The 15,461-nt window shown below is 42.7% G+C and carries 12 protein-coding genes; 11 read left to right on the top strand and 1 reads right to left on the bottom strand.

Going from position 1 to position 15,461, the window contains the following annotated elements:
• Positions 1 to 12 precede the first annotated feature (12 nt).
• From ACN6KS_RS09825 to nspC, 5 genes are all read left to right on the top strand, one after another.
• The gene (locus ACN6KS_RS09825) at positions 13 to 1,500 is read left to right on the top strand and encodes an RCC1 domain-containing protein (RefSeq protein WP_440961913.1); all 1,488 of its coding nucleotides are present in this window, start codon (positions 13 to 15) and stop codon (positions 1,498 to 1,500) included.
• An 80-nt stretch (positions 1,501 to 1,580) separates the two neighbouring features.
• Positions 1,581 to 1,976, top strand: coding sequence for a GntR family transcriptional regulator (locus ACN6KS_RS09830; protein WP_440961914.1), 396 nt, complete (start codon positions 1,581 to 1,583; stop codon positions 1,974 to 1,976).
• A gap of 12 nt (positions 1,977 to 1,988) precedes the next feature.
• On the top strand, positions 1,989 to 3,365 hold the full coding sequence (locus ACN6KS_RS09835) for a DUF5808 domain-containing protein (RefSeq protein WP_440961915.1): 1,377 nt from the start codon (positions 1,989 to 1,991) through the stop codon (positions 3,363 to 3,365).
• A gap of 283 nt (positions 3,366 to 3,648) precedes the next feature.
• Positions 3,649 to 4,848 carry a saccharopine dehydrogenase family protein gene (locus ACN6KS_RS09840; RefSeq protein ID WP_060624451.1) on the top strand — a complete coding sequence of 400 codons (1,200 nt, stop codon included), beginning with the start codon at positions 3,649 to 3,651 and terminating at the stop codon, positions 4,846 to 4,848.
• A gap of 9 nt (positions 4,849 to 4,857) precedes the next feature.
• Complete coding sequence (gene nspC / locus ACN6KS_RS09845; RefSeq protein WP_440961916.1) at positions 4,858 to 5,994, top strand: carboxynorspermidine decarboxylase; 1,137 nt, start codon at positions 4,858 to 4,860, stop codon at positions 5,992 to 5,994.
• 48 nt (positions 5,995 to 6,042) lie between these two features.
• On the opposite strand, the gene ACN6KS_RS09850 is transcribed toward nspC, so the two are convergent.
• Positions 6,043 to 7,560 (bottom strand): stalk domain-containing protein, encoded by a 1,518-nt coding sequence (locus ACN6KS_RS09850; protein WP_094878318.1) that lies wholly within the window; start codon positions 7,558 to 7,560, stop codon positions 6,043 to 6,045.
• A gap of 300 nt (positions 7,561 to 7,860) precedes the next feature.
• Between ACN6KS_RS09850 and ACN6KS_RS09855 the strand changes: the two genes are divergently transcribed.
• The 6 genes from ACN6KS_RS09855 (at position 7,861) to ACN6KS_RS09880 (ending at position 15,429) form a co-directional block, all read left to right on the top strand.
• Positions 7,861 to 8,484, top strand: coding sequence for a deoxynucleoside kinase (locus tag ACN6KS_RS09855; RefSeq protein WP_094870903.1), 624 nt, complete (start codon positions 7,861 to 7,863; stop codon positions 8,482 to 8,484).
• The gene (locus ACN6KS_RS09860; RefSeq protein ID WP_094870901.1) at positions 8,481 to 9,134 is read left to right on the top strand and encodes a deoxynucleoside kinase; all 654 of its coding nucleotides are present in this window, start codon (positions 8,481 to 8,483) and stop codon (positions 9,132 to 9,134) included. Before ACN6KS_RS09855 ends, ACN6KS_RS09860 begins: the two co-directional genes overlap by 4 nt.
• A gap of 330 nt (positions 9,135 to 9,464) precedes the next feature.
• A complete protein-coding gene (locus tag ACN6KS_RS09865) occupies positions 9,465 to 10,469 on the top strand; it encodes a collagen-like protein (RefSeq protein WP_440962385.1) in 1,005 nt (334 codons plus the stop codon).
• 253 nt (positions 10,470 to 10,722) lie between these two features.
• On the top strand, positions 10,723 to 12,132 hold the full coding sequence (locus ACN6KS_RS09870) for an extracellular solute-binding protein (RefSeq protein WP_094873400.1): 1,410 nt from the start codon (positions 10,723 to 10,725) through the stop codon (positions 12,130 to 12,132).
• 567 nt (positions 12,133 to 12,699) lie between these two features.
• Positions 12,700 to 14,355 (top strand): extracellular solute-binding protein, encoded by a 1,656-nt coding sequence (locus tag ACN6KS_RS09875; RefSeq protein ID WP_440961917.1) that lies wholly within the window; start codon positions 12,700 to 12,702, stop codon positions 14,353 to 14,355.
• 108 nt (positions 14,356 to 14,463) lie between these two features.
• Positions 14,464 to 15,429: an ABC transporter permease gene (locus tag ACN6KS_RS09880; protein WP_094873396.1), complete on the top strand. Its 966-nt coding sequence runs from the start codon at positions 14,464 to 14,466 to the stop codon at positions 15,427 to 15,429.
• Positions 15,430 to 15,461 lie beyond the last annotated feature (32 nt).

The raw sequence follows: 15,461 nt of genomic DNA on the forward strand, positions 1-15,461 counted from the left end.
GAGTGATTTTAAGTGGGAAGACAAATTTCAAGCATTAAAATTCAGATAAGACGAATAGGTAGTGTGGTTGTCGGGGCAGCAATTATCCTAGCTGCAGTCTCTCCATTAATAGTTAAGGCGGACAGTGTAGTGAATTTCCCGGATAAAAAGAAGTTATTGTCTGGCATCACAGGGCTGGATGCGGGGGATAGAAGTGCTTATGCCATCACTGCAGATGGAACAGCCTGGGCTTGGGGGGGTGGATACGGCTCTATTGGTAATGGAGCAACTACGCCGGCGTATACTCCCGTCAAAATGCATATTGATCATGTGAAGCAAGTTTCAGGTGGAGATCGGCATAACTTAATGCTGAAAGATGATGAAACCGTGTGGGCAGTGGGTAGGAATGAACATGGACAACTTGGCACTGGCGTACAATCCTTGACGGTCCTTGTAGAGCCGGTTCAAGTGAAGGGATTAACGGACGTGATTTCTGTTTCGGCAGGAGGCTCACATAGCTTGGCTCTTCGAAAAGACGGGACGGTCTGGGCGTGGGGTGGCAATGAGCAAGGAGAACTGGGTGACGATTCAGGGAAAAATGGGCTAACACCGGTGCAGGTGAAAGGACTACCTTCTATTTTAGCTATAGCTGCAGGATCGAATAATTCAGTGGCACTTGGGAACGGCGGAGAGGTGTGGGTGTGGGGTTCATCTAAAACTATAGGTATTAAAAAGGATACGGTCTTAAAGCCTACCCAAATTAAGGGGAACGGGGAATATAAAGCTGTAGATATTAATGGGCAGTATGGAGCAGCTTTGAGATGGGATGGCACCGTTTGGTTATGGGGTAATTACACAGATAGTTATCCGGGTAAAACGTTACAGCCGATTCAGCTCCCAGGACTCACTGATGTCGTATCGATGACAACGGACTCTGCAGTAAAAGCTGATGGGACCGTATGGCAGTGGACCGTTGATGATAAAAATAAAATGAATGTTAAGCAGATTAGTGGTATTCAAAATGCAGCTTCGATTACCAGCGGGAACAGAAATCATTATGTGCTCTTAAAAGACGGTCATGTTCTTGCATGGGGAACGAATGAATTTGGACAGACTGGGTTGGGGGTTAGAGATTTTATGATTGACACACCTCAGCCCGTGAAAAAATCGATACAGGTCCTGTTGAACAATAGTGAAATGGATCTGACCATGCCTCCTTTATTGCTCAACAATTCTACTTACGTTCCTTTAAGAGGAATATTTCAGCAAATGGGAGTGGATGTACGTTGGGACGTTCCATCGAGATCAGTTATTGCTGTGAAGAAATCTACATCTACTACGCTGATTTTAAATTCGGTTAATGGACAAACGACTGTAAATGGAAAAGTAATAGCCACAGATCAAAAGCCAGTCTTTATTAATGATAGTGTATATGTACCTTTAAGACTGGTGAGTGAAATGTTAGGCGCTAAGGTAGAGTGGGATGCAGAAGCTTATGCTGTTCAAATCCATTCGAATTAAATAGGGGTATTTTGACATTAAGTATTATTTGTATTAGTATCACTAATACAAATAATACTTTTTTTGAATGGATGGATAATATGATCATAACGCTTGATTTTAAAAGTGATACACCAATTTATGTACAGCTTCGTAATGAGATCGTGATTGGAATTGGCTCAGGTGAACTGGCGGATGGGGAGAAATTACCAACAGTGCGGCAAATGGCTGAAGATTTAGGGATAAACGCAATGACCGTGAACAAAGCGTACGCGATTTTGAAGAATGAAGGCTTCATAACGATAGATCGCAGGCATGGTGCTACAGTTGCTCCGATAGGGAATGGACAGCCAGAGTTTAAGGAGAAGCTGGAAAATGAACTACGGTTAGTCATCTCGGAGGCAAGTGTAAAAGGGATTGGCCGGGAGGAGTTTATGCAAATGTGTGCTGGAATCTTTTCATCCGTATCGTTTAATTCTACATCCATCACGGAATAGGGGGACACTCAGATGGCTATCGTTTTCTTTTGTATAGCTATAGTTATTTTAGTTATTATGTTTTTTACGTATAGGAGTACTTTGAAGCTGAAGGATAATCTGTGGTTTGGGGTTAGTCTTCCGGCGTTTGCTCTTGAGGATGAACGTCTGCGCGAACTGCAAATTTCAACTGAGAAGAGGTATAAAAAGTATGGACTCCTATCATTTCTGGCTTTGGTTCCTATTTTGTTCTTGAGCGGCTATCTCTCTTTCACACTGATCTTTTTTTATGTTTGGACGAGTGTTATGATGCTTCTGCTTCGAATTCCATTCATTAAGGCACATCATGCAGCGGTAGAACTGAAACGGGAAAATGAGTGGTTCGTGGGAGAGAAGCGAATGGTTCGAATGGATACCAAGCTATCTCTGCTAAAAAAGAAAATGAGTCTTTCTTTATACTGGTACATAATTCCTGCACTAATTGCTACGTTATCTTTTATGATCCCAGTTCCGGAGGAAAATATTGAAATTGTTCGAATGGCTGGTGGTACAGCATTAGGGCTGACCGTGTTTTTCTGTATTATTGTTATCTCCTTTAATCGAACGAAGACTAAAATTTACACGAATAACAGCGAGACTAATATCCTGCTTAACCAGGCTAATCGTAGATATTGGTCCTTGCTATGGTTTGGAATGGCTATCATCAATAGCTGTATCGCCGTAATTTCGGTGTTTGCCTTATCCTTAAATGGAGCGGCTTCAACTATAGTATGGAGTTTGGGTATCTTCTTGTTCTCCGTTATTCCGGTGACAGGTATTTTTTATGTACATCATAAATTGAAGAAACTTGAAGCTGCGCTGCTAAATGGTGATCATGAGATATTGTATACGGATGATGATGAATATTGGATTAATGGGACAACGTATAATAACCCCAATGATCGCTCTGTTATGGTTCCGAAGCGTCTTGGGATCGGCACTACGATTAATATTGGGACAAAAACGGGTAAGAGTATATACTACGGCCTCTTTGTATTCGTTATATTGCTGTTGATCGGGACGGGTTGGATGGGCGTTCAGACTGATTTCTCAACACCTACCTTAACTACAGACACAAAAGGAAGGGTCTCGATTGAATATCCAATGTATAATTACAGCTTCGCCATGAAGGATGTGCAAGAACTGACGCTTGTGGACAGCTTACCAAGAGGCCGAAGAACAAATGGCGTTGCGACGGATACAGTAGCCATTGGAAACTTTAAGTTTGACGGGTTTGGGAAGAGTAAGGTCTATCTTGTGAAAAATTCTCCGCCATATATTGTGATTAAATTGCCGGATGTATATGTGCTCTACAACAATAAGGATGCCACTGAAACTGAACGTCTCTACGCGGAGTTGAAAGGGTGGTGAGGTTTCACATTGAATTTAAAATAAATCGTATGAAGTAGCCCCCTATTGTGATAGAATAATCTAGTTGTCCTAGTTTCCGGAAATTTACTCCATTCCAGCGATTTTCATAAGATATATAGGTGGATAATCGAGGAAATATGAGCATTCAAGAGTATTAACAAGATTCTTTGAAGATTTTACACAATAAACATCATTTTTTGTCGGTTTTTATTGATTTATTCAAAAATATTATGTATAATCAGCCTTGTTGATTTTGCAAATGGAATTTTAGGAGGTTTTTATTTTGGGAAAAGCGTTAATTATTGGCGCTGGCGGTGTTTCCAGTGTTGTTGTTCACAAATGCTGCCAGAACCCGGATGTATTTGAAGAGATCTGCATAGCTAGCAGAACTGTCGCGAAATGTGACGCTCTGAAAGATAAATTAGCCGGAGGCCGCACGAAGATTTCTACTGCTCAGCTCGATGCAGATAATACGGACGAAGTCATTGAACTGATCAAGAGCTTTGAGCCGGATGTCGTTATTAATGTCGCTCTCCCATATCAGGACCTGACAATCATGGATGCGTGCCTGGCAACAGGAGTGCACTATGTGGATACTGCCAATTATGAACCACAAGATACAGCGAAATTTGAATACTCTTGGCAGTGGGCTTACAAAGAAAGATTCGAAAAAGCAGGTCTTACCGCGTTGCTAGGCAGTGGATTTGATCCAGGTGTAACGGGCGTGTTCACAGCTTACGCTCAAAAGCACTATTTTGATGAAATTCATACTATTGATATTGTAGACGCCAATGCTGGTGATCACGGATATCCATTTGCAACAAATTTTAATCCTGAAATCAATATTCGTGAAATTACAGCCAATGGCCGCTATTTCGAGAATGGCGAGTGGATTGAAACAGCACCGCTTTCCGAGAAAAAAGTATATGATCTTCCGGAGATTGGACCAAAGGATATTTATCTTTTGTATCATGAAGAATTAGAGTCTTTGGCCGTTAACATCAAGGGTGTGAAGAAGATCCGTTTCTGGATGACTTTCTCGCAGAATTACCTGACTCACTTGAAAGTGCTTGAGAATGTGGGCATGACTTCTATCGAGCCTATCATGTATGAAGGAAAAGAGATCGTTCCTCTGCAATTTTTGAAGGCGATTTTACCTGACCCGGCTTCCTTGGGACCAAGAACAAAAGGCAAAACGAACATTGGATGTATCATCCAAGGAACTAAAGACGGAAAGCCAAAAACTTATTATGTATACAATGTTTGCGATCATGAAGAGTGCTATGCAGAGGTTGGCTCCCAAGCCATTTCCTACACTACAGGCGTTCCTGCAATGATCGGAGCGATGTTAATTATAAAAGGAATCTGGAAGAAACCGGGCGTATTCAACGTTGAAGAGTTCGATCCAGATCCATTCATGGAAGCTTTAAATAAACATGGTCTGCCTTGGCAAGAAGATTTCTCGCCAACGCTGTTAGACTAAGGCGCGATAATGGATATAGATATCAGCGCGGTCCCGTCACCCTGTTACCTTGTAGATGAAAGATTGCTTACACGTAATCTTGAGATTATGAATTCTGTACAGGAACGTACTGGAGCAAAGATTTTGCTCGCACAAAAAGGCTTCTCCATGCATTCCTTGTATCCGTTAGTTGGAAAGTACTTGCATGGCGTAACCTCAAGCTCTTTGTTTGAAGCCAGACTTGGCTATGAAAAGATGGGCAAAGAGGTTCATGTGTACGCACCAGCTTATATAGATAGTGAGTTCGATGAGCTTCTTGGATATTCCGATCACATTGTGTTCAATTCTTTTGACCAGTGGAATCGATTCAAGGATCGCGTTAAGAATGCACCGAAGCATATCAGCTGCGGCATTCGTGTGAATCCGGAATATTCCGAGATCGAAGTTCCGCTGTATGATCCGTGCTATAATTATTCCAGAATGGGAGTAACTCTCCCTAACTTCAGACCGGAAGAGCTTGAAGGCATTGATGGACTACACTTCCATACAATGTGCGAACAGAATTCGGATACCCTTGAGCGTACGCTCAAGGTAGTTGAAGAGAGGTTCGGACCTTATCTCAAAGGAATGAAATGGCTTAATTTCGGTGGCGGTCATCATATTACACGTCCTGATTATGATCTAGAGACCCTGGTCAAGTGCATTCTACACATGAAAGAGACTTACGGTGTGGAAATCTATCTGGAGCCGGGTGAAGCAGTAGCGCTTAATACCGGATATCTGGTAGCTACCGTTCTCGATGTGATGCATAACGGAATGGATATTGCAATTCTCGATACCTCGGCAGAGTGCCACATGCCGGACGTACTGGCCATGCCGTACCGTCCGAACATTATTGATGCTGGACAACCTGGGGAATTTCCTTATACGTACAGATTAGGTGGAATGACTTGCCTAGCGGGTGACGTTATCGGAGATTATTCCTTTAAGGAGCCTTTGAAATACGGAGATAGACTCGTATTCCTTGATATGGCCCATTATTCCATGGTGAAGAACCATATGTTTAACGGTGTGAACCTGCCTTCTATTGTTAGTTACAATGAAGAAGAGGGAATCAAAGTGATCAAACAGTTCGCTTTCGAAGATTTCAGCGAACGTTTATCTTAAGGTTAATAAAAAGGTGTCCCGTGATGGGACACCTTTTTTGATTACTCCTTATTGCATCGTGATGGCGATGCGCTCCTCCTGTGGGAGCCACTCAACCTTTGCGCCAAGTTGTTCACTGATAAATCGAAGCGGCAGATACATTGATCCATTTACGATGAAGGGAAGTGTAGGGAGATTCACGGATTTATTGTTCACCATTGTCGCTCCAGTTACACCGTTAATACCGATAGCGAGAGCTGGCTTATCTGAAGCTGTACGAGTGATCATGATTTGTTTATCTACCGTTTTGGCTGCAGTTAAGTTCTCTTTAAAGGTAATCGTCGCACCTAATTTCTCGAACAGAGATCGGAGGGGGACGAAATTCTGCCCGTTTCGAGTGATAACACCATTGGAAAGAGGGATGGATTCACCATTTAGGGAGATAGAAATTGGCTTTTGAACTGGGACGGGTGCTTCATGGGTGAATTCATAGTCTCCGTATCCTAGCTGTGCGTTCTTATTGACACCCCAACCCCATAGGGAACCGTCTTTCTTTTGCATGATGATATGTCGTGCACCATTCTTAATGCTGCTTACCTCAGTATCAAGAAGTGTGAATTTTGAATCAGAGGACATACTCTCGTTTTCAATAGAAGTCTGATAGAGATTTCCTTCCCCAGTTAATGCAACAATAGTCCGCTCTACGATGCAAACATCGACTACATTCTTGATTCCTTTAAGGAGAACCGGTGATTGTTCATGGTAAGTTGTTCCGTCAGAGGAACCTGTAATGGTAGCGCCCCAGAACCATAATTGGGAGGCCCCGTCAATGGCTAATAGGCTGTTCTGATTTCCTTTTAAACTTTTAATATTACTGATTCCCTTAATAGGCGTTGCAGATAGATCTATTGGAGCTCCTTGGTTCTTGTAATAATCTTGGACTGGCCAACTCCATATGGAACCGTCCTTCTTGAGTGCTAGGTTGTTTTTGATTTGAATAATATCCGTCAATTTTTGGATGGTTTCGAAGCTTTCGAAGTCATCGCGTGTAGTAGAAACAGTTCCATCTTTCTTTAAGAACACGTAACGTGTCCAGCTCTTATGAAGATCAGACTCATAGTAACCGCCCACAGCTGCCACGTTATCGACGCCGGAAACCGGTGTGAACGCGGAGGAAGTGAGTCCATCGGATGAAAGGGGGGCGCTTAGAATCGTCCCGTCTCCTTTAAGGGCTATCGTTCTATTTCCCGCCATGAACATATCTGCCAGATTGTCTAACTCTTGAACGGGTGTCACTTTAACAGCTTCAGAGTATGCCGATGTTCTCCATTGCCAGACCGAAAGGTCTTTCTTCATTACATATTGAGAACCAAAGTATGCTTGTACCTCATTCAGGTCATGGATTTGAGTGGGGACAGAGCGATTCCCTCCCCATACCCAGAAGGAACCATCTGTTTTGGTCAGATAATCCGCTCCATACGAAGTGAGGTTAGTAGTTGTGACCGACTTCTCTGCTGCAACTGCGCTTACATTAGAGGCGAGGCTTAATACGAGAAGAGCACTAACCATGCTGATCCATTTTTTCATAGGAATACCTCTCTTTTCTTATTAAATATTTTCATTATGTCTACACTATAATCCATTATCTTACATATAGACGCTAGAACTACTGGAAAAGTTTCTTCATATTTACCCACTCACAAGAAAGGTCTCATGTGATACAATAATTTAGTCTGTTTTTTAAAATATAAGAGAGTATAAGTTTCACGCTATACTTTATCCTTATATTTCACGCTTAAACACTTACCGTCCTTATAAGGACGCCGAAGGCGTTTATTCTTGATTTAGCTATTGAAAGGTTTGTATCTGAGGAGGAAGTCAGCGTCAATGAAACAAGCACCGTTTATTGCAGTGGAAGGCCCAATCGGGGCTGGAAAAACAACATTAGCTTCTATGCTAGCAGAAGAATTAAATTTACCGATCATCAAAGAGATTGTCGATGAGAATCCGTTTCTGGCTAAATTTTATGAGAACATGGACGATTGGAGCTTTCAACTGGAGATGTTTTTTCTCTGTAACCGGTATAAACAGCTTGAAGATACCGTTACACAATACATAGATAAAGGGATCCCGGTCATTTCCGATTACCATATTTATAAGAACCTCATCTTTGGAGAACGAACGCTGAATGGAACGAAACGTGAAAAGTATCGGCAAATTTATCATGTGCTTACGGATGACCTGCCAAAGCCAAATATTATTCTCTATATTAAAGCCAATTTAGATACATTATTAAGCAGAATTGAAAAACGTGGGCGGCCCTTTGAAGAGGGAATGGATACTGCGTATTTGGAGCAATTAATTAAAGATTATGATGACGCGATGGCCTCTCTAGCCATTCAGGAGCCTTCGACCGTAATTATTACCATTGATGGAAATGCAGTCGATTTCGTGGAGAATCCGGAACACTTCACTGAAATTGTCTCTTATATAAAGGAGCTAATCAAATGAATTCATATCATATCCCGGAAAATTCCATTATTACCGTGGCTGGAACTGTCGGGGTGGGGAAATCCACTTTAACAGGCGCCTTGGCCAAAAGACTTAATTTTCAAACCTCGCTAGAGCAGGTCGATCACAATCCTTATCTCGAAAAGTTCTATCATGATTTTGAGAGATGGAGCTTTCACTTGCAAATCTATTTTCTTGCTGAACGTTTCAAAGAGCAGAAGAAGATGTTCGAACTCGGCGGTGGTTTTGTTCAGGACCGTTCCATCTATGAGGATACCGGTATTTTTGCGAAAATGCATGCGGATCAAGGTACGATGTCCAAGACGGACTATGAAACCTACACCAGCCTGTATGAAGCTATGGTTATGACGCCGTACTTCCCGCATCCTGATGTACTGATTTATATTGAAGGCAGTCTGCCTTCCATTCTGACGCGAATTAATGAACGTGGCCGTGAGATGGAGATTCAAACGGATGTTTCCTACTGGGAGCATATGCATGGCAGATATTCGAAATGGATCAACGAGTTTACAGCTTGTCCAGTGCTTCGTTTGAACATTGATGATTATGACGTGAATGATGAGACTTCGATGTCTGATATTCTTGTGAAGGTTGGCGAAGCGATTCGTAAGCCTATTGATAAAATATAATTGGTGATTTGAAGCCCCCAGGATTTGGGGGCTGTTTTTTTTATAAAATCAGAAAGCGAACTAAGCGATATAAACTGAGTTTGAGGGATGATTTGTAAAAATAAAAAAAGACCCAATCATAGATATGGGTCAAATAGGGAAGTGTCAGTTGTCCTAGTAATAAAATACGAAAAGCAATCCAAATTGGTGTGGACATTGTAGTATGCTCAAGGGCGACACCCTATAATTATAGCCTTTTTTCTGGATATAGATTCCAGTCTAGTTAAAACTAGTTATTGGTCCATGACTAAAATTAATAAGATGCGTACACTGAACTATCTTAATAGGGAGGTGTACGTATTGAGTTGTCCAGACGATAAAAAATGTCATAAGAAAAAAATCGCCACTGTATATCCTTCGAAAAGAAAAAGAAAAGAACATCGTCGAAAAGTTATTAAGAAAATTGTACAAGTCACATGTCCTCCGCCTGAAGTGAACGTTACCACTCCAACAGTCGTTGGTGCTACAGGACCTCAAGGAGCACAAGGAATCCAAGGAGTACAAGGGACTCAAGGAGTACCGGGACCCCAAGGAGCACGAGGACTCCAAGGAGTAGAAGGACCTCAAGGTCCCGCCGGTGGGCCCCCGGGACCCCAAGGACCTCAAGGTCAACCTGGGCCAGCGGGAGCAATGGGTCCACAAGGTGTAGCGGGACCAGTTGGTCCTCAAGGGGAGCAAGGAGTACCGGGTACACAAGGACTCGTAGGTCCTCAGGGGCCGCAAGGTTTACCTGGTCCTGCTGGAGCAATAGGACCACAAGGTTTTGTAGGTGCAACCGGATCGACAGGAGCGGCCGGAGCAGTAGGAGCAACCGGGGTCGCGGGAGCAACCGGTGCGACAGGAGTCGCAGGAGCAACTGGAGCAGTAGGAGGGGTATTAGGTTTTGCTGATTTTTTTGCCCTGATGCCTCCTGATAATGCAGCAACTGTAGCACCGGGCACAGACGTGAGTTTTCCTCAAGATGGCCCTACCAGCGGGACAACGATTGCACGAACGGGGCCTAGTTCTTTTAACTTAGCAGCAATAGGGACTTATCAGGTATTATTTCAGGTTAGTGTAACCGAAGCAGGCCAACTCATCTTGACTCTTAATGGCGCAGATCTGGCCTATACGGTAGTTGGGCGTGCGACAGGTACATCAGAAATCGTAGAAATGGCTATAGTGCAAACAACAGTCATTAACTCCATACTGACAGTTCGGAATCCTGCTGGTAATTCCACTGCACTTACTATTACTCCTCTCGCTGGAGGAACAAGATCTGTTTCAGCACATCTCGTTATTACACAATTAGCATAGCGAAATCTCTTAAGCATAGATAATTTGGAAGTTTGCCACCTCTAATCAGGTGGCTTTTCTAATTATTGAATTAAAGGGAAGGCGCACACGAACTCCCTGCCCTTCACCCATGGCATCTCTCGGCTGAAGTGGGGGGCTATTTACTTAACTTAAATTATGGGAAAATTCGGAATTTTCATTTGACTTCAAATCGGAGTTGACGCAAAATAAGAGGGAGATGATGTAAACTTGAAATTTTCGGGGAGAATTGTACATGAATAATAAATCAGGTCGCCATTCCTTCCGAGAGCGACTGGATCATATGGTGGGTAAGCTTCGTACGGATATCCTAAGTGGAGTTCTACAGCCTGGCGCTTATCTGCCAGCAGAGAGTATGCTAGCCAAGCAATTTGAGTTAAGTAATAAATCGGTCAGAAGAGGGCTGGATGTGTTAGTCCAAGAAGGCCTTATCGTCAAAATCGACCGTGTCGGAAGCAAGGTTATGGAATCCGTGCAGGAGAGAATCCGTATTCATTTTGGCTGCAGTGCCTCGCTGTCCAAGGACTTTCTGCTGGATGATCTAATTGGTGAATTTCATCGACTGCATCCCGGTATTCATATTCTTCCACTGGCGCTGAATGATTTTGACCATGTGAATTCTGCGGTAGAGATGATCAATAATGGGATGCTTGATGCCGTATCCCTGAATAGCACGCAATTTCAGGAACTGGCCGAAAATGGCTCGGCTGAGCTCTTGGAATCGCTTGACCCTGATCCTGAATTATATCCAATTGCGACGGAAGCATTTTATCATGAAAATCAGTTGTATGCCTATCCAATTTCCTTCTCCCCTGTGGTGCTGTGCTACAATAAGGCTCATTTTCGGGAAGCAGATCTGCCAGAGCCAGATAGCTATTGGACCTGGGATGACTTGATTGAGGCGGCTCGTCAGTTGGCAGAGAAACGTGGACGTCATGCCATTTATTTTGTGCCTGCTTCCGAGAACCGTTATTCTGTATTCCTGCTCCAGAGCGGGATTCAAACCGTGGCAGACGGGACCGAGCGCCGTACACTTAGTCCAGAGACGGCAAATAGTCTCAGTGTGTATAGTCGGCTTGTGAACAACCATCAGATTTTCCCTAAATATCTTGCTGGCAATCATGAAGATGAGACGATTTCTTTGTTTGTCCAAGAACAAGTTTCTATGATTCTGACGACATTTTTTAATTTAAATGAATTCAAGGCCTTAACGCTGGATTATGATCTTGCTCCATTACCTAGGCTGAAAACAAAAGATCCACAGAAGACATTACTGGTCACAATCGGAGCGGCTGTGGTCGGAAATTCGAGACAAAAGGAAGCGGCTCGTCAATTCGTTAACTTTCTTGCTTCCGTAGAAGCACAAAAAATTATACGGGAACGCACCGTAAGTATTCCAGCTCGAAAGCGGATCGCTGAGATGAGCACGGCGGATCATTTGAATCGACCTTCGAGATATCTGATGTACAGAGAGCTATTTCCAACCTTCTCCTACCTTAAAGATTTAGGACTTCCCATAGCCGTTCTAAAAAGCTTTCGTAAATTGCTGAACGCTTATTGGTCAAAGATGATAGATGAGGCTACGCTACAAGAGGAGCTGAGTGTCTTAATTTCGGAACAAGATGATAGGGATCGGAAGGTTTAAAAGTCTTTTTCTACGATTGATGTTGTCTGTGAAAATAAATGAAAAGCGTGATAATGGTGCTGTTCGGCCGTTATTGCGCATTTTTTTCAATAAAAGAATGTAAAGCTGGATGTAATACTTAATCTTTTTAAGTCAAAGTTGGTTTATTTAAAGTATCTAAATACGAGTATTTTTGTAAGCGTTTTCTATTAAATTTGAGAGGTTTCAACATTTTACGACAGGTACATGTTATATAAGATTACACATATTAGAGATATTTCTTATTATTATATTGACATCGTATAGGCTGGAAAATATAATAAAATACATCAGATATATATCAGATTTAGAGGGATTGAAAGTCTGATACGCTGATATATAAATCAAAAAGAAGTCAGAACAGATGTTTTCGTCTAATTTTAGTAGAAAATAGGCTGGAGGAAGGAGGGTTTCCTCTTAAAAAGGTGATTTACAGAAAAAATACTCATTTAAAAATTTATTAATGTATCGTTGATTCCTTCTAGTTGATGTTAGTGAATATATCATAATGATTATCTTATTTTTTAGTTATTAATAGGGGGTTGAATTATGAATGTTGCTAAAAGGAAATTAGTTCTGCTGCCTGTCCTATTGTCACTAGTTACACTCGTATCTGCTTGCGGTGGCTCGAATACAAATGCGGGCAATACTGCAGATCCTACTGAGGAGGTTCAGAAAGCTACGGAAGCCCCCGCTCAGGAAGGTAAATCAGTGGGTGGTCTTCAGCTTCCTATTGTTTCAGATAAGCTTGATCTGTCACTTTGGTCACCAAGCGGCGGCAATTTCAGAGGAACTAATTTTAATGAGAAATTATCCTTTCAGCAAATGGAAAAGAACACTAACATTCATATCGACTTTCAACATAGTACAGAAGCTAGTGCGGAAGCCTTCAGCTTATTGATGTCATCTGGTAAGCTGCCAGACATTATTTACAATGATCTATGGGGTTCGGATTCCGGGAAATATGGTACGCAAGGAGCGTTGCTTCCTCTGGAAGATTTAATTGAGAAAAATGCGCCAAACTTCAAGAAAATCCTCGACGACAACCCGGATATCCGGGGACAAATCACTTCGCCTGAAGGCCACATTTTTTACCTGCCTAATCTCGTTCTTGATTCACAGGATCTCACTCAAATGTTCCCGCAAGTGCGGAAAGATTGGATAGAGAAGTTAGGTCTATCTATGCCGGAAACTACAGAAGATTGGTATAACATGCTCAAGGCATTTAGGGAGCAGGATGCTAACGGAAATGGTAAGAAGGATGAAATTCCACTAGTCACAGTGAACTTGGAAAATATCATGATGTTATTCGCTCCAGCCTTTGGTGTTGACTACGGATTCTTCGTGGATAATGGCCAAGTAAAATATGGACCGAACGATCCAAGATTCAAGGATGTCGTATCCTATCTGCACCGTCTTTACGACGAACAATTGCTCGACCCGAACTATCTGGTAGATACCACATTCCAGACTCTGACTGAGAAGGTGACCACCGATGTGGCAGGGGCATGGTTTGGTTGGTCTGGCTCCTACATGGGGAACTTTACTACTCTAATGGAGGGTAAACATCCAACATTCAAAATTGCACCGGCAATTCCACCTAAAGGGCCAAACGGTGATCAACGTCATGTCTCCTTCCGCTGGCAGGCAGCAGCTCATGGTTTGGCGGTCTCCTCGCGGACTGAGCATCCTGAGGAAGTGATGAAATGGCTGGATTATCAATACTCAGAGGAAGGTATTCTGCTGAACAACTTTGGGGTTGAAGGCAAGTCCTATGATCTGGTAAACGGTGAACCTATTTATAAGAAAGAAGTCACTCACCCGACCAATGGTCTCACGAATACGCAAGAACTCTTGAATCATACGATTGGGGGCGGAAGCTGGGCTACAGTAGCGGATACCAGATATGCTGAACAAATCCGAGAAGCTAACGGGCAGACGGAGAATCCACTTGAGCTATACAGTGACTATATTGATTTCGATAGCAAGCTGCCTCCAGTCCAATTCACAACAGAGGAAAATGATGTAGTTGTTCCGTTGATGGCCGATATTCAGACTTATGTAGCGGAAACCATCAATGCCATGATCATGGGGCGTCAAAAGATTGAAGACTATGACAAAGTAATGAAGCAGCTTGAGAAGATGGGCATTAATGATGTGCTAAAAGAGTATCAGGTTGCATACGAGCGATTTAAAGGGAAATGATTCAGCTAGTGACAAGGTTGTCATAGGTGAGCGGCTTTTAGATTGCTTGGTGACCGCTCGCCTTATGACCGCTATAACTAACGCCAGTGTCCGGGAGAGGAGAACGATATGGCTATACCTGTAAAAGTCGCTAAAGTTGAAAGCAGGAAGCTTCCGGTCAAGAGAAGTCCGATTCCCTGGAAACGGATAGCCTCCAATCGCTATCTGTATCTAATGCTCCTTCCTACGGTTTTGTATTTTCTGATTTTTGAATATAAGCCGATGTATGGGGCGATCATTGCCTTTAAGAATTTCAACCCTTACTTGGGGATCACGGATAGTCCTTGGGTGGGCTTTAAGAATTTTGAGAAGTTTTTCGAAAGCTATTATTTTTTCAGACTGCTTAAAAATACCTTCTTAATGAGTTTCTACTCTCTGATCTTCATTTTTCCTGCTTCACTTGCTTTTGCTCTCTTGCTCAATGAGTTGCGGCTCAAGAAGCTAAAGTCCTTTCTGCAGACCGTGTCTTATTTACCTCATTTTATTTCGCTGATCGTCATTTGCGGGATGATTATTGATTTTACTAAGCCAGGAGGCATTATTAACAGCCTGCTGCTTAGCATCGGCCTAATTTCGGAGCCCATTCAGTTCCTGATTCTGCCGGAATGGTTTCGAACAATCTATGTGGGTTCTGGCATGTGGCAGAGCCTAGGTTGGAATTCAATTATCTACTTAGCAGCGTTATCCGGCATCAATCCGAGCTTGTACGAGGCGGCAGTTGTCGATGGAGCAGGGCGATGGAAACAGTTAACGAATATAACGCTGCCCGGGATTCTGCCTACAGTGTTAATTCTCTTGATTCTGAATGTGGGTACCCTGCTGAATGTGGGCTGGGACAAAATTATATTGCTTTACAATCCTGGAACGTACGTCACTGCGGATGTGATTTCAACATTTGTCTATAGACGAGGGGTGATGGAGGCGAATTACAGTTTTTCTGCGGCAGTAGGATTATTTAATTCCATAATTAACTTCACATTGCTCGTTATAGCGAACCGCATCAGCCGAAAAACAACGGATAGCAGCTTATGGTAAAAAAATGCTTTCGATGCGAGTTTTGTCGAAAC

This window comes from Paenibacillus nitricinens, from assembly GCF_052056485.1.
GTDB lineage: Bacteria > Bacillota > Bacilli > Paenibacillales > Paenibacillaceae > Paenibacillus_AQ > Paenibacillus_AQ nitricinens.

What these genes read in the sequence shown, in the direction of transcription:
- ACN6KS_RS09830 (WP_440961914.1), top strand. Translation starts at nt 1,581, where the DNA reads ATGATCATAACGCTTGATTTTAAAAGTGATACACCAATTTATGTACAG.
- ACN6KS_RS09835 (WP_440961915.1), top strand. Translation starts at nt 1,989, where the DNA reads ATGGCTATCGTTTTCTTTTGTATAGCTATAGTTATTTTAGTTATTATG.
- nspC (WP_440961916.1), top strand. Translation starts at nt 4,858, where the DNA reads ATGGATATAGATATCAGCGCGGTCCCGTCACCCTGTTACCTTGTAGAT.
- ACN6KS_RS09850 (WP_094878318.1), bottom strand. Translation starts at nt 7,560, where the DNA reads ATGAAAAAATGGATCAGCATGGTTAGTGCTCTTCTCGTATTAAGCCTC.
- ACN6KS_RS09855 (WP_094870903.1), top strand. Translation starts at nt 7,861, where the DNA reads ATGAAACAAGCACCGTTTATTGCAGTGGAAGGCCCAATCGGGGCTGGA.
- ACN6KS_RS09860 (WP_094870901.1), top strand. Translation starts at nt 8,481, where the DNA reads ATGAATTCATATCATATCCCGGAAAATTCCATTATTACCGTGGCTGGA.
- ACN6KS_RS09870 (WP_094873400.1), top strand. Translation starts at nt 10,723, where the DNA reads ATGAATAATAAATCAGGTCGCCATTCCTTCCGAGAGCGACTGGATCAT.
- ACN6KS_RS09875 (WP_440961917.1), top strand. Translation starts at nt 12,700, where the DNA reads ATGAATGTTGCTAAAAGGAAATTAGTTCTGCTGCCTGTCCTATTGTCA.
- ACN6KS_RS09880 (WP_094873396.1), top strand. Translation starts at nt 14,464, where the DNA reads ATGGCTATACCTGTAAAAGTCGCTAAAGTTGAAAGCAGGAAGCTTCCG.